The organism is Pseudomonas sp. 22526 (assembly GCF_052044735.1).
Lineage (GTDB): Bacteria > Pseudomonadota > Gammaproteobacteria > Pseudomonadales > Pseudomonadaceae > Aquipseudomonas > Aquipseudomonas piscium.
Genome location: NZ_JBQENK010000001.1, coordinates 357,003 through 374,824, shown reverse-complemented (window position 1 = coordinate 374,824; position 17,822 = coordinate 357,003). Strand labels below are relative to the sequence as shown.

At 65.6% G+C, this 17,822-nt stretch carries 16 protein-coding genes; 2 read left to right on the top strand and 14 right to left on the bottom strand.

The genetic code is table 11. The features are described from left to right. Positions 1–19: 19 nt before the first annotated feature. Complete coding sequence (locus tag ACTJKT_RS01680) at positions 20–952, bottom strand: LysR family transcriptional regulator (protein ID WP_440785948.1); 933 nt, start codon at positions 950–952, stop codon at positions 20–22. A 122-nt stretch (positions 953–1,074) separates the two neighbouring features. Between ACTJKT_RS01680 and ACTJKT_RS01675 the strand changes: the two genes are divergently transcribed. Then, the gene (locus ACTJKT_RS01675) at positions 1,075–1,308 is read left to right on the top strand and encodes a DUF2790 domain-containing protein (RefSeq protein WP_440785947.1); all 234 of its coding nucleotides are present in this window, start codon (positions 1,075–1,077) and stop codon (positions 1,306–1,308) included. A gap of 95 nt (positions 1,309–1,403) precedes the next feature. Here the strand turns inward: ACTJKT_RS01675 and ACTJKT_RS01670 are convergent, their stop codons facing one another. The 13 genes from ACTJKT_RS01670 to ACTJKT_RS01610 form a co-directional block, all read right to left on the bottom strand. Next, on the bottom strand, positions 1,404–2,621 hold the full coding sequence (locus tag ACTJKT_RS01670; RefSeq protein ID WP_440785946.1) for an MFS transporter: 1,218 nt from the start codon (positions 2,619–2,621) through the stop codon (positions 1,404–1,406). Positions 2,622–2,798: 177 nt separating this feature from the next. Next, positions 2,799–3,512: an SGNH/GDSL hydrolase family protein gene (locus ACTJKT_RS01665; protein WP_440785945.1), complete on the bottom strand. Its 714-nt coding sequence runs from the start codon at positions 3,510–3,512 to the stop codon at positions 2,799–2,801. Positions 3,513–3,613: 101 nt separating this feature from the next. Continuing rightward, the gene (locus ACTJKT_RS01660) at positions 3,614–6,106 is read right to left on the bottom strand and encodes a TonB-dependent receptor plug domain-containing protein (RefSeq protein ID WP_440785944.1); all 2,493 of its coding nucleotides are present in this window, start codon (positions 6,104–6,106) and stop codon (positions 3,614–3,616) included. Positions 6,107–6,140: 34 nt separating this feature from the next. After that, positions 6,141–6,644, bottom strand: a complete 504-nt coding sequence (locus tag ACTJKT_RS01655) for a RidA family protein (RefSeq protein WP_440785943.1) — start codon at positions 6,642–6,644, stop codon at positions 6,141–6,143. A gap of 37 nt (positions 6,645–6,681) precedes the next feature. Beyond that, positions 6,682–8,256 carry a flavin monoamine oxidase family protein gene (locus ACTJKT_RS01650; RefSeq protein ID WP_440785942.1) on the bottom strand — a complete coding sequence of 525 codons (1,575 nt, stop codon included), beginning with the start codon at positions 8,254–8,256 and terminating at the stop codon, positions 6,682–6,684. Between the two features lie 34 nt (positions 8,257–8,290). Continuing rightward, entirely contained in the window at positions 8,291–8,431 is a 141-nt protein-coding gene (locus ACTJKT_RS01645; RefSeq protein WP_440786066.1) for a hypothetical protein, read from the bottom strand. A 390-nt stretch (positions 8,432–8,821) separates the two neighbouring features. Next, the gene (locus ACTJKT_RS01640; RefSeq protein ID WP_440785941.1) at positions 8,822–9,781 is read right to left on the bottom strand and encodes a D-isomer specific 2-hydroxyacid dehydrogenase family protein; all 960 of its coding nucleotides are present in this window, start codon (positions 9,779–9,781) and stop codon (positions 8,822–8,824) included. After that, positions 9,778–10,965, bottom strand: a complete 1,188-nt coding sequence (locus tag ACTJKT_RS01635) for an acyl-CoA dehydrogenase family protein (protein WP_440785940.1) — start codon at positions 10,963–10,965, stop codon at positions 9,778–9,780. The genes ACTJKT_RS01640 and ACTJKT_RS01635 overlap by 4 nt, the downstream gene beginning before the upstream one ends. A gap of 36 nt (positions 10,966–11,001) precedes the next feature. Then, a complete protein-coding gene (locus ACTJKT_RS01630) occupies positions 11,002–11,997 on the bottom strand; it encodes an ABC transporter substrate-binding protein (RefSeq protein WP_440785939.1) in 996 nt (331 codons plus the stop codon). Continuing rightward, a complete protein-coding gene (locus ACTJKT_RS01625; protein ID WP_440785938.1) occupies positions 11,994–13,346 on the bottom strand; it encodes an LLM class flavin-dependent oxidoreductase in 1,353 nt (450 codons plus the stop codon). The genes ACTJKT_RS01630 and ACTJKT_RS01625 overlap by 4 nt, the downstream gene beginning before the upstream one ends. 27 nt (positions 13,347–13,373) lie before the next feature. Beyond that, positions 13,374–14,345, bottom strand: coding sequence for an ABC transporter substrate-binding protein (locus ACTJKT_RS01620; protein WP_440785937.1), 972 nt, complete (start codon positions 14,343–14,345; stop codon positions 13,374–13,376). A 131-nt stretch (positions 14,346–14,476) separates the two neighbouring features. Beyond that, a complete protein-coding gene (locus tag ACTJKT_RS01615; protein ID WP_440785936.1) occupies positions 14,477–16,060 on the bottom strand; it encodes a rhodanese-related sulfurtransferase in 1,584 nt (527 codons plus the stop codon). Continuing rightward, positions 16,057–16,665: a cysteine dioxygenase gene (locus ACTJKT_RS01610; protein WP_440785935.1), complete on the bottom strand. Its 609-nt coding sequence runs from the start codon at positions 16,663–16,665 to the stop codon at positions 16,057–16,059. Before ACTJKT_RS01610 ends, ACTJKT_RS01615 begins: the two co-directional genes overlap by 4 nt. A gap of 233 nt (positions 16,666–16,898) precedes the next feature. On the opposite strand from ACTJKT_RS01610, the gene ACTJKT_RS01605 reads away from it, so the two are divergent. Continuing rightward, positions 16,899–17,804 carry a LysR family transcriptional regulator gene (locus ACTJKT_RS01605; protein ID WP_440785934.1) on the top strand — a complete coding sequence of 302 codons (906 nt, stop codon included), beginning with the start codon at positions 16,899–16,901 and terminating at the stop codon, positions 17,802–17,804. The last annotated feature ends 18 nt before the right edge of the window (positions 17,805–17,822 follow it).

Here is a 17,822-nt window from a genome sequence, read left to right as displayed (position 1 = left end):
CCAGGATCGGTAACGAAGGTCACCTCCAGTACCGGCTGTCATTGACCACACTTTCCTGCTCGGCCAGCAGCTTGGGCAATTCCACTTTGAGAAAGTCGACCCAGGTCTTCACCTTGGCATCCAGGAAGCGCCGGGAAGGGTACAGCGCATAGACATTGCGCTGGCGCAGCCGGTGGTTGCCGAGCAGGCGCACGACGCTGCCTTCGCGCAGAAAACGGGTGACCGCGTAGAACGGCAGCAGGCTGATGCCGAGGCCGGCTTCGGTAGCGTGGGCCATGGATTCGGCGACGTTGCAGCGGAAGGTCTTGCCCGGCTCTACCTGCCAGGTCCCGCTGTCGTCGCTGAAGATCCATTCTTCGCCATAGGGTGGGTCGAGCAGGCGCAGGCAGCGGTGGTCGGGCAACTGTGAGGGGTGGCTCGGCGTGCCCTGTCGCTCCAGGTAATCCTTGGAGGCACAGACAACGCTGTAGATCTGCCCGATGGGCTGGGCGACGAATTGCGAGTCGCCCAGTTCGGCGCCGATGGAAATCACCACGTCCTGGCCTTCTTCCAGCGGGTCGGGGTTGCGTTGTGACAGGGTCAGTTCGAACACCACGTCCGGATAACGCTCGCAGTAGCGGGCGCTCAACGGAGTCATCAGCACCCCGAAACCGTTCAGGCTGTGCACCCGCAGCCGGCCGCTGGGCTCGACATGGGCGCCGCGCGCCTCATGGGTGGCCTCGGCCATGTCGTCGAGCATCTGCCGGGCCCTGGGCAGGAAACGTTCGCCCGCTTCGGTCAGGCTGATGCGCCGGGTGGTGCGTTGCAGCAGGCGCGCCTGCAGATAGTCCTCCAGGTCGCTGACCAGCCGCGACACCTGGGCGGTGGACAGGTCCAGGGCATTGGCCGCGGCGGTGAAGCTGCCGGTCTGGGCGACGCGGACAAAGGTGTTCATGCAGTGATGCAGGTCCATGGGGCTCCCTGGCGTGGTAACTGTTACGTAATGCGCAAGGCTGCATCAGGCAAGGTCCTCTTTATCGCCGCCGGCCTGAGCCTAGAATCAAGCCACGACAGAGAAAAACAGGAGAAACCAAGATGAAAACCTTGCTCGGTATGCTGCTGGCCCTCACCGCCAGCGCCGCGATGGCCGCCAACGAAGCCGCAACGACCTATAGCGGCAACCAGGAGCTGGACATCGCCAAAGTGGTCTCGGTCAGCCCCACTTCAACCGCGTGCGAAGTAGTGCCGGCGACCCTGGTCTACATCGACCACCAGGGCCAGACCCATAGTGTGACCTACCGGGTAATGGGGACCTGCTCGGGCGTGTGAGGCTTCAGTCCCCGTCAGGTTATGGCCGTTGTCGGGCGCCTGATATCCACCTGCTGCAGGTTGTTATCCGTTTTGTGCAGCGCATCCGGAACGACTCAGCGAGCCGCAAAACGAGTACGCCGAGCCAATGCGAACAAGCCCAGGCCAATGACCAGGAACAGCCCCAGCGCAAGGTTGCTGGCGGTGACGATGCCGCAGGCATCCACCAGCAGCCCCAAGGGCACGGGTGTGGCGTTGAACAGGTAGACGGTGGCGTAGAAGTAGGCAATCAATTTGCCGTGGCTGTGCCGGGGCGCCAACTGGTTGACCAGGCGGGCATTGCCGACGAACAGCGCGCCATAGGCATAACCGCCGATCGCCAGGCCCAGCAGGGCCAGGTACAGAGCCTCGCTGTAGCAGGCCAGGAGCAGGATCAGCAACGTCAGGCATTGGCATAGCCAACCGCTGAGCAGCGCTTGGCGGGCGTCCAGGCGCTGGCAGTAGAGCTGGCTCAGGCCGGCGATCAGCAGGTAGGCGCAGATCACATAACCAAAGACCCCGCGGTCCTCCAGGCCAAACACCTGCTGCGCCACCTGCGGGCCGATCACGAACACGCAGGCGGCGAACGACCAGCTGAAGAACACACTCCAGGCGCACAGGTGAAAGGGCAGGCCGATGCCACGCAAGGCTTGCCTGAGGCTGGCCGGGCGGGTGTTCTCCTGAGCGGGCGCCGCCGCATCGCTGGCAGCCCGGGACGGCCAGAGGATCAGGGTCGCGACCGCCGACGCCAGGCCAAGCGCGGCGATCAGCCAGAAGGGCGATGCCAGGGGGCACAGCTCCAGCTGCAACGCCGCGCCGCTGACCAGCGGCCCCAGGGCCAGGCCCGAGACCATCGCCAGGGTCGCCACCAGGGCCGGCAACTTGTCGTTGTGCCCCGGGTTGAAACGCACCAGCGCCACATTCACCGCCGCGGTCATCACCCCCGAGCCGAGGCCGGCCAGCAGCCGCGCCGCGCACAGCGGGCCCAGGGACGTGCCCTGGGCAAAGGCCGCGGCACCGACCAGCACCAGCAGGCTGGCGGGGATGAACAGGCGGCGTAGATCCGTGACACTGCCGGCGATCCGCGCCATGGCCACCAGGGCGATCAGCACACCGATGCCATAGGCGCCGAAAATCAGCGTCAGGTCCAGCGCGCTCAGGTCGAACTGCTCTTGGTAGAAGGGGTAGAGCGGGGTCGGAGCACTGCTGTTCATCAGGGGCACCATCAAGGACAGTGCCAGGCAAAACAAAAAGCTGCTCGAACGCCGTCCACCGGCAAGCGTGGGTGCGGGCATAAGGTATCGGGTCCGTTGGGGATCGAGGTGAACGTCAGGACGCCGGTTCAGCGCTGACAGGCGCCTGCGAACCGGCCAGCCAATGATATCGGGCAGGCTGACCGGCACCATGCGCGAAACCCCGGGGTTTATTGGCCGGCGTCCAGGGCTGGGGCTGGTGTGAGGACAGGGAGTGGCTTAACGACCGTAGCGCTGGCGAATCACCTGCGCCGCTTCATCCGCAAGGATCTGGTAGAGCACCGGGGAGGGATGGAAACCGTCGCCGGCCATCAGGTTGGCGGCCGGCTGGAAGCGGGTCGCCAGCAATGTGCAGTGCTCCAGGCCGTCCAGCAACTCGACCAGCAGGCTGTTGAAGCGCCGGGCCCTGAGGCCCAGGTACCAGCGCAGCGGCTGGGGCAGGGCGGGGAACAGGTGCATGGGCGGCACGGGCAGGAAGAGGATGTGCCTGGCCTCGAAGCGCTCGCTCAAGAGTTCGATCAGGCGCGAGATCCGCGCCTGCCATTCGGCCGCGGCGATGGTGCTGGTGACGTCGTTGACGCCGATGGACACCAGGGCCACATCGAAGGGCTCGGCCGGGCCAGCGTCCAACAGCTGGAACAACTGCTGCGAATCGAGCCCGGACTGTGCCCGCAACTGCCATGACAGCCGGAAGTCGCCGGCCAGTCCGGCCACCAACCGGCCGGCCATCGCCTCGTCCTGGGTACCCGCGCCGACACCCGCCGCCGCGGAATCGCCGAGGATCAACAAGCGCAGGGCCGGCCCGTTGGCGTCGGCATGCCCGCCCTGACGCGGGCCCTCGGCCTCCGGCAATTTGGGCGTGACCCAGCGGGTGTAAAGGCCCTGGGCGAGTAACAGCGGCCCCAGGGCCACCTTGGCGAACACGTCAGTCATGGGCAGCTAAGCTCGCGGTCAAAAAGGGCGACGCCTGGGGGCAGGAGCCCGGCGTCGCATCGAAGCCCGGCGCCCGCGCATTGCCTCTGCCGCGGGGCACCTCAGAAGGCGTATTGCACACGAGTGTAGTAGTAACCGCCGGTGAAGCCGAAGGGCGAATAGCTGCCCCAGTTGTCGCCGAACGACGAGTTGCTGACGCCGATATGGTCGGGGTACTTGTCGAACAGGTTCTGCGCGCCCACCGCCACTGTCAGCTGTTTGTCGAAGGCATAGGCCACGTCCAGGTCGGTGATCCATTTGGCCGAGTACCTGCGGTCCAGGTCCGGGTTGCTCGAACTGTTGACCTCGGTGTAGGTGCCGTAGCGGGTCAGCCGCAGGTTGACGTCGAAGTCGCGGATCGCCCAGTCGGCGGAGAAGATCATCTTGCTGCTGGGGGAAGTCTTGGTCAGCAGCGCCCGCGACTGCCGTCCCAGCAGCTGGAAGTTGCTGCCCAGGGCGCTCAGTTGCGCGGGGGTGTCGCTGACGCTGAGGATTTGCGTGTGGTTGTAGTTCAGCGCCGCGGTCCATTTCACCGAGCCGTAGCTGGCCAGGTTCTGCCGGTAATTGCCCACCACATCGACCCCGGAGGTGCGGGTGTTGGCGCCGTTGGTGAAGTACTGCGCGCCAGCGGTGGCGGGCACGCCGATGCTGTCAAGTAGGGCGGCCACACCGGGGCCCTGGAAGCGTTCGCTGAGCACCAGGCGGTCGCGCAGGTTGATCACGTAGCCGTCCACCGTCAGGCTCAGGTCTTCGCTGGGGGTCAGGGCAAAGCCCAGGCTGAAGTTGGTCGAGCGCTCCGGCTTCAGGGACTGCGCCCCCAGCGCCTGGGCGCCGGCCGAGTCCACCGGCAGGATCACGTAGTTGTAGGACTGGTAGACGCCATTGATGGTGTCGAAGCCGGTCGAACGGGCGGTGAAGATCTGGTTGGCCAGGGACGGCGCGCGAAAGCCGTTGCTGATGGTGCCGCGCAGCGCAAACACCGGGTTGAACTCGTAGCGGGTGCTGAGCTTGCCGCTGCGGGTGGCGCCCACGCCTTCGTTGTAGTGCTCGTAGCGCGCGGCGAGGCCCACATACCACTGCTCCACGGGGTAGAAACCCAGGTCGATGTAGCTGGCGACGCTGTTGCGGCTGATCTTCTGCTCATCCTCGGGGCTGATGCCATTGGTCACCTGGGCCCCCGGGTCGGGGCGTTGCCCGGCGCGCGGGTGGCCGGCGGGAAACACATAGCCGCCATCGATATAGGAGGCTTCGGAGCCGGCGCGGGTCTCGTAGCTTTCGCGCCGGTGCTCGAAGCCGAAGGCCACGTCCAGGGGCTTGGCCAGGCCGATCTCGTAGCTGTGCTTCAGGTCCAGGTTGCTGGTCAACTGGTCGGCGATATAGATGCCGGAAGTGAACTTGTTCGGGGTGTTTTCCCCCAGGGACGGGTTCTGGTTGTCGTAGGTGCGCTGCTTGGCATAGTTGCGCCCGTAGGTGCTGCTCAGGTCCCAGGCCCAGCCACCGAAGTCCCCGCCCTTGGCGCCGAACGCCGACTGGAAGTCGGTTTCGTTGACCAGCCAGTAGGGGCTGTAGCCGTTGGGGTAGCCATTGGGGCCGGTGGTGATGGTGTTGCGGCCGTTGGGCAGGCGGAAGTTCTGGCCGTCGTTGTTCTCCCGGGTGGCCAGGGTGGAGAACGAATACAGGGTGACGGCGTCGTTCAGCGGCAGGTCGAGGTTGTAGCCGACATCGGCCAGCTGGCTGCGGGGCAGGCCGTAGCCCTTGTAGGTGTGGTGGCTGGCATCGGCCTCGCGCGGGTCGGGCGAGCCGTCGGCCAGCGGGTAGTAATGGCTGCTGTAGCCGTTGCTGCCGGCCTTGTTGTCGCGCTCCTGGTAACGGGTGTCCAGCGAGACATTCAGCACCCCGGCCTCGCCGACCTGGAACCCATAGTTGAGCGCCTCCTGGGCGGTGCCGCGCTTGCCGTCGTAGCCCTGGCCGAGGGTGGTGTCGGAACTGCCGCCGGTGGTCTGCTTGAGGATGATGTTGATCACCCCGGAAATCGCGTCCGAACCGTACTGCGCCGCGGCGCCGTCGCGCAGTACCTCGATATGGTCGATGGACGCCACCGGGATCAGGTCGAGGTCACTGGGCGCCGCGCCGCTGTTGATGCCGTTGATGTTCAAGGTGGCGCTGGTGTGCCGGCGCTTGCCGTTGACCAGCACCAGCACATGGGACGCGGTGAGCCCGCGCAGGGTGGCCGAGCGCACCACGCCGCTGGCGTCCCAACCGGCGCGGTCGGGCAGGTTGAAGGACGGGATGAACTTGCTCAGCGCTTCCAGCAGGCTGGGTTTGCCCACCGCGCGCAGTTGTTCGCCGGTGACCACGTCGATCGGCGTCGGGCTGGTGGTCACGGTGCGTTCGGCGGTGCCACGGTTGCCCGTGACCACCACCGTATCGAGGGTCGACGAGGCGCTTTCGGCGGCCACCAGGTTGGGTGAAGCCAGGCCGCAGGCAATCGACAGCGGCAGCAACAACGGGCGATAGACCGCTGCAGTACGTCGGGCAGTTGAGCGCTTGAGCATGAGAGGGGGCTCCTGAATATCGGCTAGGTCCGGGTCACTTCTTGCGAGCGGCGACGGCTTCGATTTCCACCAGGCCGCCGGGCAGCGGTAGGGCGACCACTTGCACCGCGGTGCGCGCCGGTTTGTGCGGCTGTTCGGCGCTGCCGAAGAACGGCGTATAGCCTTGCTGCAACCCGGCGAAATCCAGCTTGCCGCCCTTGGCCGGGTCGCCCACCAGGAACACCCGCAGCTGGATCACGTCTCCCAGGTCCAGGCCCTGGCTGTGCAGCACGCCCTTGAGCTTGTTGAGAATCGAGGTGGTCTGGGTCGCGGTGTCGCCGTAGGCGGCAAAGGACTCCTTCGGCGCTTGCGGGTCGTGCAGGTCGGCGAGCAGGCCGCTGACGAACAGCAGCTCGGTCTGCGCCGGCACCGCCACCGCCAGGGAAATCGGGAAGTTGGAATTGGGCAGGGCGATGCGCTTGATCTCGTCGGCGTGGCTGAGGCTGGTGAAGGCGGTGGCGGTCATGAGCAGTCCTGCGAGCAGTGTGGTGGTTTTCATCGGTCGGTCCTTTTTGCTTGGGAAATCAGTGGGGAAATCAGGCGGCAACGCCCGGTTGCTGGCGTTCGGCATGGCGGCCGATCAGGCTGACGATGCGTCGCGCCGAATCGGCGGCACTGTTCTGCCAGATGCCGACGCCGCCATGGGCCAGGGCGTCGCTGGCCAGGTAGGTGCGGCCCTGGGGCTGGTTGAGGATGTGGTAGGCCTGTTCGCCGACCTCGTCGTTGACGATCCACGGGCCTTTGCTGAAGGGCACCTTGGACCAGTTGATGGCCACCGGTTTTTGCAGCTTGGCGCTGTGCCCGGGGTGCAGCAGTTCGACGGCCTGGCGCGAGGAGGCGAACTGCTCGGCCAGGGATTTCTGGCTGAAGGCCTGGGCCGCCGCGCTGGTGTTGTAGGCGGCGATAAGGATGCCCTGGGCACTGTTCAGCCGGTCGCTGGGGTACCACAGGCCTTTGACCTCGTGGTCCAGGTAGGACAGCCCGCCGAAGATGTTGAAGTCGGTTTCCCAGAAGCGCGGCGACTGCCAGGCCACCTTGTTCGCCTGGTCGCTCTGGGCGCTGAGGATTGCCTGCTTGAACGGCGTGCTGAAGTTGCTCGGCAGCTTGGCCAGCAGCGGCAGCGGTACCGTGACGATGGCGTAGTCGGCGCTCAGGGTCTGGCTCTTGCCGGTCTGGCGGTCCTTGTAGGTGATGCGGCTGCCTTGCTCGGAAGTCTGGATGTCGCTGACTTCGGCGTGGAAACGCACCGCGTCCTTGAGCTTGTCGTAGAACGCCAGGGGAATCCGGTCCATGCCGCCCACCGGCTGGAACATGGTCGAGGAAAACTCGGGGATTTCATCGAACACCAGCGCGCCCCACAGCTTGGGGTTGAGCAGGGTCTGCAATTCCAGCGGCGCGCGGGTGATACCGGTCTGGTCGCCCGCGCCGGGCAGGCGGGTGTAGCCCGAGCGCACTGAACCTGTGTATTTGAAGTCGGCGTTGAGGTCGCCATAGACCTTGAGGAAATTCAGCAGCGCCTGGCGATCGTCGGTGCTCAGGTCCTGGTCCAGGGCCTTGCGGCTGACGCTGCGCGCCAGCAGTTCGGACAGCTGGCCACGGCTGTCGTTGACTGCCTGGCGCAGCTGGAACGCCGGCTGCCGGGCGTCCGGCAAGGCCAGGGCATTGCGGCTGCTGTTGACCAGCACTTGCAGCTCGATGCCCAGTTCGCGGCAATAGCCGAGAAGGGTCTGGTGATGGCTGGGAATACGCGCCGGGCCGGCGTTGAAGAACTGGCCTTCATCGAAGTCCACGGTCTGGCTGACGCCGTCGTCGAACTCCACCTTGCTGCCACGGCGTAGGGTCCAGTTGCGTCCGCCGACCCGCTCGCGGGCTTCGAGGATGGTCACGCTGAAACCGGCTTTGCGCAGTTCATAGGCGCTGACCAGCCCGGAAATGCCGGCGCCGACCACCACCACATGCTTGCCTTTGCCGCTGCTGCCCAGCTGCAGCGGGTCGAAGCTCGCCGCCAGCGCCTTGGGCGCAAGCCCCAGGGCATCGAGGGCGCCGACGGCGGCGGAATAACCACCGACGGCGGCGATACGGGAAATCAGTTGCCTGCGGGTAAAAGCCATAAGGTACTCCTTGGCGTGTTTGCCGATGAGGGGGTCAGAGGTCGTAGCGCACGGACAGCAAGAGGGTTCGCGGGTCGTTGACCGCGTAGTAGCGGGCGCCGCTTGCGGGCACGTAGCCCACCGATTGCGGATAGGCGCGGTCGAGCAGGAGGCTCTGTGCGGTGAAGTGCTGCATGGTGAACCCCGGTGTGTAGGTTGGCGTTGTTATGCTTTTTCGGGCAAAGCTGCGCCGGGGCCATGCTTTGAAAGCCATGGCGGCGGGGGGCTTGGGCCGGTTTCAGGTTCGGGTGGAGCTATTGACCGTGGAGTGGTGTCGGCCGGAAAAAATGCAGTTCCGTGGGCCTCCACCTGGTCGGGTGGTCGGTGCTGGATGTAACAGTATTTGTATAAATACGCGGTGTAAAAGTCTGAATAGTTATAAGTTAATTATAAAAATATGTAATTTAATAAAGATAATAAATGCGTATTTCTGATGTTTATGTTTAGGATTCAGAAACGAAATCGCGGGCAAGCCTCGCTCCTACAGGTNGCTTGCCCGCGATAGCGGTGGAGCGTCTGGCGCTACTTAATAGCCGCGCTCGAGATTGGCCGGATTCTCCAAAGGCTGTCCTGCAAGAAAACGCTCGAGATTGGCCAGGAAGCCGTCGGCGATCTCATGTCGGCTGTTGGTGGAGACCGACGAGGTATGGGGCGACAGCCGCACCCGGGGATGGCTGTACAGCGGGTGGCCGGCCGGCAGGGGTTCGGGTTCGGTGACGTCCAGCGAGGCCAGGCCGATGCGCCCGCTGTCCAGGGCCGCGAGCAGGGCCTCCTGGTCCAGCAGGCCGCCGCGGGCGATGTTGATCAGGTGCAGGCCGGGCCTGGCGCTGGCCAGCACCTCGCGGTCGACGATATTCCGGGTCGCTTCGGTCAGGGGCGCCGCCAGCACCAGATGGTCGCTACGGGCGAACAGCTCATGGATATCCCGCGCCGCCTGCACGCCCTCGACCTCGAACGGCGCCTGGCTCTGGCGTAGGGCGAGCACATTCAGGCCCAGGGCCCGGGCCTTGCTCGCCAGGCTGCGGCCGATGGCGCCAAAGCCGAGAATTCCCAGGGTGCTGCCCTTGAGTGGGGTCAGCGCGGTGAAATTCCAGTGCGGGTCATGCACCCAGATCTGCGGCAGGTGCTTGGCCGCGGCGAAGATCGCGGCCAGGGCGAACTCGGCGATGTTCTCCGCGCCGCTGCCGCGCAGGGTGCTGACCGGCGGGCCGTTGAACAGCCACCTGGGGTAGAAGTCGATGCCGGACGACACCACCTGCACCCACTGCAACGCATATGGCCAGCCCGGAGGCGGCGTCTCCGGCGCCAGGTAACCCCGCACATTGATCGGCCGCGCCAGCAGGATGCTGACCTCGGCCGGCAGGTCGCTGGGCACGCCGACGGGGACGTCGAGCACTTTGGCCCCCGGGTGAGTCAGCGCCAGGCGCTGGCGGATCACAGCGTTGAAGTCGGCATCCAGTTGGCTGGCGATAACGAGCTGGGTCATGGCGTGTCCTTGTTCTGGCGCTGGGCGAATACCGCCTTGCCGACACCTTGCAGCACGGCATCGTTTTGCGGGGTGTGGACACGACCGCAGAGCACATCGCGGTAATGCCGTTGCAGCGGGCTGTGGCGCGACAGGCCGGGGTTGCCGGAGGCCTCGATGGCCAGCTCGACGGCGCGAATCGCGTTGCCGGTCACCAGGTACTTCAACTGCGCGGCGTTGCTCGCCGGCGTGCGGCCTTCGGCGGCGGAATCCAGCAGGCTGCGATTGGCGAACAGCAGGGTATCGATATGGCCAAGGGTTTCCTGGAAGCGCGGCAGGGTCGCCAGCGCCGCGCCGAGGTTGGACGGCTTGCGTTGTTCCAGCCAGCCCACCAGCCAGTCCCGCGCGGCCTGGGCGATGCCGTCGTAGACCGCCGACAGCAGCACCGCCATCCACAGGAACCCGTCGCCATCCAGCTCCGGCTGCGGTGCGCTCCAGGGGCTGACACTGACAGCGTGGTCCAGCGGCACCAGCACGTTGTCGAACAGCACTTCGTGGCTGCAGGTGGCGCGCATGCCCAGGTGGTCCCAGTCCTCGACGATGCTGATGCCGGGGCTGTCCTTGTGCACCAACCAGGCGCCGACCAGCGGGTCTTCGTCGGTGCTGCGGGCCCAGACGCTGAACCAGCTCAGGCCATGGCTGCCGGTGGAGTAGATCTTGCGCCCGCTGATGCGCCAGCCGGCGGCGGTGCGCCGGGCGATGGTCGCCGGCAGGCCGCCACGGGCCGGGGTGCCAAGGTCGGGCTCGACCCGCAGGGCATTGATCAGCGCGCCGTCGCGCACCGCATCGGCGGCCACCCGCAGGCGCAGGGCTTCGGGCCAGCTCTGGCTGTCTTGCAGGCGCGAATGCTGCAGGTACTGCATCACCAGGATCAGTGCGGTGGAGGGTTCGCCCTTGGCCACCGCGCTGATCACCTTGCGCGCCTGGGCCAGGCTGGCGCCGCCACCGCCCAGGTGCTTGGGCACTGTCAGGGCCAGCAGGCCGTGCTGGTGCAGCAGGGCAAAGTTGTCCCGGGGAAAGGCGCCGCTCTGGTCATACAGATGGGCCGTGGCGCCGAGTTGCTGGCCGAGGCGTTGCAGCAAGGCGTCGAAGTCGGCGACCTCGACCGGGTGCAGCAAGGGCGGCAGTGGGGAAGAAAGACTCATGATTACTTCACTCGATCAAGGAGGCTGGGAGCCGGTTCATAGCGGCAGCAAGGCAAAACTTCGGTCCCACAGGGGGCTGACGTCGAGCCGTTCGCTGAGCACGCCGGCATCGAAGAACAGGTCGGCGACGGCCTGCTGCGAGGCGATGGCCTGGTCGTTGACGGCGATGATCTGCGACGGCTGGCTGCGGTTGTTGTACATGTCGAGGAATACCGCCTTGTCGACGCCCAGCAACTGCGCCGACTTGCTCGCCCAGGGCTCGGGGTTGTTATTGATCCATTCCAGGGTGCGCGCCTGGCGCTGGATATAGTCCTGGATCGCCTGCTTGCGCAGCGGCTCTTCCAGGGCCGCGGGTCGCGCGGCGATCAGGTAATTGCCGGACAGGTAGCCCAGGGCGGTCTTCAGCACCCGGGCACCACTGCGGAATTTCGCCAGCTGGATAAACACGCCATAGATCACCCAGGCGTCGAGCTGGCCGCTCTGGAAGGCGCTGAACCCATCCTGGGGCGTGAGCGCCACCGCGGTGATGTCGTTCATGTTCAGGCCCTGTTCCTTCAAGGCCTTGATCAGGAAGTAGTGCGAAGTGGTGGAGCGCACGTAGCCGACCCGCTTGCCGCGCAATTGGCCGACCGACTCGACCTTCGAGTCCTTGGGAATCAGGAACACCTGGTTGTTCACGTCGCCTTGCAGCACCGCGATCAGGCGTGGCTGGCGATGGCTCTGGATCGAGAAGATCGGCGGAATCTCGCTCATCCCGCCGACATCCAGGCTGCCCGAGGCCAGGGCCTCGACTATCAGGTTGCCGCCGGCGAACTCCGAGTATTCGACTTTATAGGGGGTGTTGGCGGTACCGGCGTCCTCGACGAAGTAGGAGTCTTGCCCACGGTAGGTGGCGACCCCCAGGGTCAGGTCGGCCAGGCTGTTGTTTTGGGCGAAGGCGCGCGTGGCAAGGCCTAATGAGGACAAGCCCAGGGCACCGAGGGCCAGCGAGCTGGCGGTGAGGAAGCCGCGACGGTTGAGGTATTGGCTCATGCCACGGCCTCGCTCTGGGCTGCGCTGGCCTGGGAGGTGTTGGCGTAGCGGTTGACCGGCACCGGCAGGCCGAGGTTGTCGCGCAGGGTCTGGCCGCTGTACTCGCCGCGGAACAAGCCACGCTGTTGCAGCACCGGCACCACCCGCTCGGTGAAATACTGCAGGCCGTCTGGCAGCAGGGAGTTGATGATAAAACCGTCGGCCGCGCCGCCTTCGAACCACGTCTGAATGGCATCGGCGACCTGCTCGGGCGTGCCGACGAAGTCGCGCCGTGGCCGGGAGAAGCGCAGGGCCACTTCACGCAAGCTCAGGCCTTCGTCGCGGGCCAGCTGCTTGATCCGCTCCGAGCCGCCTTTCTGGCTGTTGGCGCCGAGGTCGCCGAGTTCGGGGAAGGGTGCGTCCAGCGGGTACTGGCTGAAGTCGTGGTCGTTGAACGGCCGGCCAAGGGCGACTATGGCGTCTTCGATGCTCACCAGCGCTACCGCCTGCTGGTAGCGCTCTTCGACCTCCGCCGCATCGCGGCCAACGATCGGGCGGATGCCGGGCAGGATCGACAGCAGCTGCGGATCGCGGCCAAAGCCGCTGGCACGGCGTTTCAGGTCCTGGTAGTAGGCGCGGGCTTGGTCGAAGCCCTCGGCGTTGACGAAAATCGCATCAGCATTCTCGGCGGCGAAATTGCGCCCGTCCTCCGAGGTGCCGGCCTGGAAAATCACCGGCTGGCCTTGCCGGGAGCGGGCGATGTTCAGCGGGCCTTTCACCGAGAAGAATTCGCCCTTGTGCTCCAGGGCATGCAGCTTGCCGGGGGTGAAGAACTCACCGCTGTGCTTGTCGTAGGCGAAGGCGTCGTCTTCCCAGGAATCCCACAGGCCCTGGACCACCGCCACATGTTCCTGGGCGATGCGGTAGCGCACGGCATGGGGCGGGTGCTCGGCCTTGCCGAAGTTGTCGGCGGTGCCGCTGAGCCAGGAGGTGACCACGTTCCAGCCGGCGCGACCGCCGCTGATATGGTCCAGCGAGGCGAACTGGCGGGCGACCTGGAACGGCTCGGTGTAGCTGACGGTGACCGTCGCCACCAGGCCGATGTGCCGGGTGCTGGCGGCCAGGGCCGAGAGGATGGTCAGCGGCTCGAAGCGGTTGAGGTAGTGCGGGCTGGATTTTTCATGGATGTGCAGGCTGTCGGCGATGAACACGAAGTCGAACTTGGCCGCCTCGGCCAGTTGCGCCTGCTGCTTATAGAAGTCGAAGTTCACGCTGGCGTTGGCCAGGGCCTGCGGGTGGCGCCATTCGCCCCAGCCGTGACCGACGCCATGGACCATGGCGCCGAATTTCAATTGACGTTGTTTGCTCATGGGGGTGCTCCTGAGTCTGTCGCTGGGTCAGCGGGATGCCTGGTTGAGTTGCACGCGCGGGGCGTTGAAGCTCTTGTCGAAGCCTTGGGAAACGTCGATGGGCCGGGTGAGGATGCCTTCCTCGCGGTAGATGTCCGCGGTGGTTTGCAGGCCGCCGATGACCTGGTCGTCGATCGCCACCGGCTGCATGTGCGTGGCCTTGGCCACCGCCAGGTGCACGGCCAGCGGCAGGCCGGTGACCTGGGCCTGGGCGGCGGCGAACTCTTGGGGATGGGCATTGGTCCAGCGGTAGGCGCGATCGACCCGGGCGACGAAGTCTTCGAGCTGCTGGCGTTTGTCGGTGATCGCCTGGCGGGTGGCGGCCAGGTACAGGTGGTTGCTCAGCAGGCTGTCGCCGCTGGCCAGCACCTTGGCCTGGCTCTGGGTGGTGGCGATGGTGGTGTAGGGGTCCCAGGTCGACCAGGCGTCGGCGCTGCCGTTGTCCAGGAGGATGCGCGACTCGCTGGGCAGCAGGTAGATGAACTGCACGTCCTGGGTGCTCAGGCCGACGCTGCGCAGGGCCTTGATCGCCAGGAAGTGGCCGATGGAGCCGCGGGTGGTGACGATGCGCTTGCCCTTGAGGTCGCGGGCGTCGTTCAGCGGCGAATCCCTGGGTGCGAGAATGGCCGTGGTGTAGCGCCCCTCGGCGTGGACGATGCTGACCACCTTGAGCGGCGCGCCGGCGCCGAGGGCGAACACATAGGGCGCATCGCCCAGGGCGCCGATATCCACGGCACCGGCATTCAGCGCCTCGCCCAGGGGCGCGGCGGCGGGGAACTCGGAGAACTGGATCTCATAAGGCACGTCCTTCAGCTCGCCGGAGACTTCCAGCAAGACCTTGATCGTGGACTTCTGATTGGCCACCCGCAGCGGCTGCAGGTCGGCGGCCTGCACAGTGATGGCGAGGCAGAAAGTGGCGGCCAGCAATAGCGGGGTGATGAAGGGCAGGGTAACGCGCATGACGACAGGCTCCAGGCGGGTGTCGGTGGTTTGGGGTCACCTCCGCCTGGAGAAAGGGGTCGGTCCGGGTGTTGCGTCGGGTGGCTTATGGGCCGGTGAAGGCACATAAGCCGGGCTTCAATTCACAGGGTTCAGATCACATAAAAACCATGGGTGCCGTCGCGGGCCAGCTGGTCCACCAGCCCGAATTCCCAGTCCAGGTAGGCTTGCATCGCCTCGCGGGGGTTATCGGTGCCCTCGTAGGGCCGGCGATAACGGTCGATGCGCGGCGAGGCCAGGCGGGTTTCACCCGTCTCCAGCGGTAGCTGCGCGGCGATCCAGCTGGCGGTGCCCTGGTGCAGCAGGAACACCGCCTTGCCGGTCAGGGCCTCGACCTCGGCGACCGCCAGCCGCGCCAGCTGGCTGCTGCCGCAGGTCAGCACATAACGTTCGGCGGGCGGCAGCTTGGCCAGGACCTCCGGCAACTGCGCGCGCAAGGCCCACCAGGCCCCCGGGATATGCCGTTTGACGTAGTTGGCGCTGCTGGTGAAATCCAGTACCACAGTGCCACCTTCGCCCAACCACTGGGCCAGGGTGTCCGGGCTGATTTCCTCGGCCTGGCGCGGCGCAGGCACCGGTGCCTGCCAGGGGCCTTGTTCGCTGAAGTGCGCGGGCTGCAAGTCATCCAGCACGTAGACCTGCCAGCCCAGCTGCGCCAGCCAGGAGGCGGACATATTGGCGCGCACGCCATCGTCGTCCACCAGCACCAGGCGCGCGCCGCGCACGCTGGCGAAGTGATCGGTTTCCTGCACCAACTGTCCGCCAGGGGTGGAGCGGGCGCCGGGCAGGTGGCCGGCCTCGAATTCTTCCGGGGTGCGCACATCGAACAGGTAGGTGCTGCGCTGCGTTTCCTGCTGCCAGCGTTGCAGTTCGCTCAGAGTGGCGCGGCCCACTCGCGCCTTGTCGGCCACCCGCCGGGCGTCTTGGGCGGCGCTGTCTCGATGGGCTTCGCTGGTTGGGGCGAAACGCCGCGACTGGCCATGTTCCAGCGCCTGCCCGGCCAGGGTCCAGCCGATGGTGCCGTTGCGCAGGGCGGCCACCGGGTTGGCGATGCCGGCGTTGATCAGCGACTGGGTGCCGATGATGCTGCGGGTGCGTCCGGCGCAGTTGACGATGATCCGGGTCGCCGGGTCCGGCGCCAGCTCGCGGGCGCGCAGCACCAGCTCCGCCCCCGGCACGCTGATGCCTCGGGGAATGCTCATGGTCTGGTATTCGTCGAAGCGCCGGGCGTCGAGCACCACCACATCGGCCTGACTGTCGAGCAGGGCCTGGACTTCTTCCGCCGCCAGGGACGGCGTATGCCGTTGGCTTTCCACCAGTTCGCCGAAGGCCTTGCTCGGCACATTGACGTCGATGAACAACTCGCCGCCGGCATCGCGCCAGCCTTGCAGGCCGCCTTCGAGCAGGCTGACATTGCTGTAGCCCAAGGCTTGCAGGCGTTGCGCGGCGCTGTCCGCCAGGCCTTCGCCATTGTCATAGAGGGTGACCTGGGTATCGCGCCGGGGAATCCGTGAATACACCTCCAGCTCCAGTTTCGACAGCGGGATATTGGCGGCGAACAGCGGATGTCCCTGGGCGAAAGGCGCCTCTTCGCGCACATCGACGAGGGCCAGCTCTTCACGGTTCAGCAGCGCCTGGCGAATCTCTGGGTAGGAGCGGGTAGGGGCAGTGCTCATAGGGCTTGGCTCTCTTTGGACAGGTCCCAGATATTGGGCAGGAAGGCGTTGGAATAACCGGAAATGAACAGTTTCTCGCTGCCGTCGCTCTGGTACACCGCGCGGCGCACGGCACCGATATTGGCGCCATAGACATGGATGCTGATCGACACCTGGTCGTCGAAGGCATTGCTGACCTGATGGATGTCGCCGATCTTCGGCGACACCGCCTCGACCTGGCCGGGCAGCAGCTGGATCCGCTTGCCTTCGGCCCGCAGGCTGCCGTCGTCGTGACGGGCGAACCCCTGGGAGTACTCCGAGCCGCGCAACATGCCGATCAGCCCCCAGACCCGGTGGTCGTGGATCGGCGTGCGTTGCCCCGGCCCCCAGACAAAACTGACGATGCTGAAGCGCTGCCGGGAATCGGCGTGCAGCAGGTACTGTTGATAGCGTTCCGGGTCTGGCCGGGCGAAATCCTCGGGCAACCAGTCGTCATGGCTGACCAGCTGGGCCAGCAGCTTGCCGCCGCGGTGCAGCAAATCGCCTTCGCGGGGGTTGCTGTCGATCAGCTCCGCCAGGGCGCCGATGAATGCTCTGAGTCTCTCCGGGTGTCGGGCCTGGGTCATGGCGATTCCGTGCTCGTGGTCTAGGTTCGATATCAGGGTTCGTTTTCAGGATTTAAGCATAATGATTTTTCTTAATATGCTATTTTTTTATGATTAGGTTATAGCTGAAAGGAATTTAGAACCCTTGTGAATAGCGTTAGACGTTATCGATAGATGCGCCAGGCTATCCAGCTATCAACATTCAAACTATGCTTTTCGAACATCTTAATGACTGTTCTCTATGTGCGGGCCAAATGAAAATTGATGATATCGACGCCTTTGTCGAAGTGATTCGTTGCCAGTCCATCAGCCATGCCGCCGAGACCTTGCAACTGACGCAACCGGCGATCACCCGGCGGGTGCAGAACTTCGAGCAGGCCTTGGGCGTGGAGCTGTTCGACCGCAATACCAAGCCGCTCAAGCCCACCCTGATAGGTACCCGGGTATATGAGCAGTGCCGGCTGATCCTGCGGGAGATGGATGCCCTGCGCGAGCTGGTGGCCACCGACGCGCCGCCCACCGGGCTGTTGCGCCTGGGCGTGCCGCAGACCATCGGCGATGTGGTGCTGCTCGATGCCCTCAAGCACCTGCGGGTCGAATACCCCGAGTTGCGTGCCCAGGTGGCCACGGGCTGGGGCAGCCAGCTGGTGGGCAAGATCGAGCGCGGCGAGCTGGACGCGGCGGCCGCGCTGTTCCCGGCCGGCAAGATCTTCCCGGACAACATCGTCGGCGAGTCGATCGGCAAGATGGAACTGGTGGTGGTCTGCGCCAAGGAGCAATTGCCCAAGCGCCCGTGCAAGCTTGCCGATATCTACCAGAACGGCTGGATTCTCAATCCGGACGGCTGCGGTTTCCGCGCCGGCCTGCAACGCACCCTGTCGGACCAGGGCCTGGCCCTGCGGGTCAACCTGGAAACCTTCGGCACCGAATTGCAGCTGGGCCTGGTCGCCGATGGCCTGGGTCTTGGCCTGGTGCCGCGGCCGTTGCTGGAGCGCAGCGCCCACCGCGAGCAACTGGCGGTGATGCCGCTCAAGGACTTCAAGCCGGTGATGGACCTGTGGCTGATCTACCCGCATTTTCTCGGCAACCTGCAAGGGCCGGTGGATGCCTTTGGCAAGCTGGTCGCCGGCTCGTTGCAGAAGATCAAGAGTGCTGCATAAGGGAGAGAACGGGGCGAT

Coding starts and splice junctions, on each gene's coding strand:
- ACTJKT_RS01670 (WP_440785946.1), bottom strand. CDS start 2,621: ATGCCCGCACCCACGCTTGCCGGTGGACGGCGTTCGAGCAGCTTTTTG.
- ACTJKT_RS01640 (WP_440785941.1), bottom strand. CDS start 9,781: ATGACCCAGCTCGTTATCGCCAGCCAACTGGATGCCGACTTCAACGCT.
- ACTJKT_RS01680 (WP_440785948.1), bottom strand. CDS start 952: ATGGACCTGCATCACTGCATGAACACCTTTGTCCGCGTCGCCCAGACC.
- ACTJKT_RS01630 (WP_440785939.1), bottom strand. CDS start 11,997: ATGAGCCAATACCTCAACCGTCGCGGCTTCCTCACCGCCAGCTCGCTG.
- ACTJKT_RS01610 (WP_440785935.1), bottom strand. CDS start 16,665: ATGACCCAGGCCCGACACCCGGAGAGACTCAGAGCATTCATCGGCGCC.
- ACTJKT_RS01650 (WP_440785942.1), bottom strand. CDS start 8,256: ATGGCTTTTACCCGCAGGCAACTGATTTCCCGTATCGCCGCCGTCGGT.
- ACTJKT_RS01655 (WP_440785943.1), bottom strand. CDS start 6,644: ATGAAAACCACCACACTGCTCGCAGGACTGCTCATGACCGCCACCGCC.
- ACTJKT_RS01635 (WP_440785940.1), bottom strand. CDS start 10,965: ATGAGTCTTTCTTCCCCACTGCCGCCCTTGCTGCACCCGGTCGAGGTC.
- ACTJKT_RS01615 (WP_440785936.1), bottom strand. CDS start 16,060: ATGAGCACTGCCCCTACCCGCTCCTACCCAGAGATTCGCCAGGCGCTG.
- ACTJKT_RS01660 (WP_440785944.1), bottom strand. CDS start 6,106: ATGCTCAAGCGCTCAACTGCCCGACGTACTGCAGCGGTCTATCGCCCG.
- ACTJKT_RS01605 (WP_440785934.1), top strand. CDS start 16,899: ATGAAAATTGATGATATCGACGCCTTTGTCGAAGTGATTCGTTGCCAG.
- ACTJKT_RS01675 (WP_440785947.1), top strand. CDS start 1,075: ATGAAAACCTTGCTCGGTATGCTGCTGGCCCTCACCGCCAGCGCCGCG.
- ACTJKT_RS01665 (WP_440785945.1), bottom strand. CDS start 3,512: ATGACTGACGTGTTCGCCAAGGTGGCCCTGGGGCCGCTGTTACTCGCC.
- ACTJKT_RS01625 (WP_440785938.1), bottom strand. CDS start 13,346: ATGAGCAAACAACGTCAATTGAAATTCGGCGCCATGGTCCATGGCGTC.
- ACTJKT_RS01645 (WP_440786066.1), bottom strand. CDS start 8,431: ATGCAGCACTTCACCGCACAGAGCCTCCTGCTCGACCGCGCCTATCCG.
- ACTJKT_RS01620 (WP_440785937.1), bottom strand. CDS start 14,345: ATGCGCGTTACCCTGCCCTTCATCACCCCGCTATTGCTGGCCGCCACT.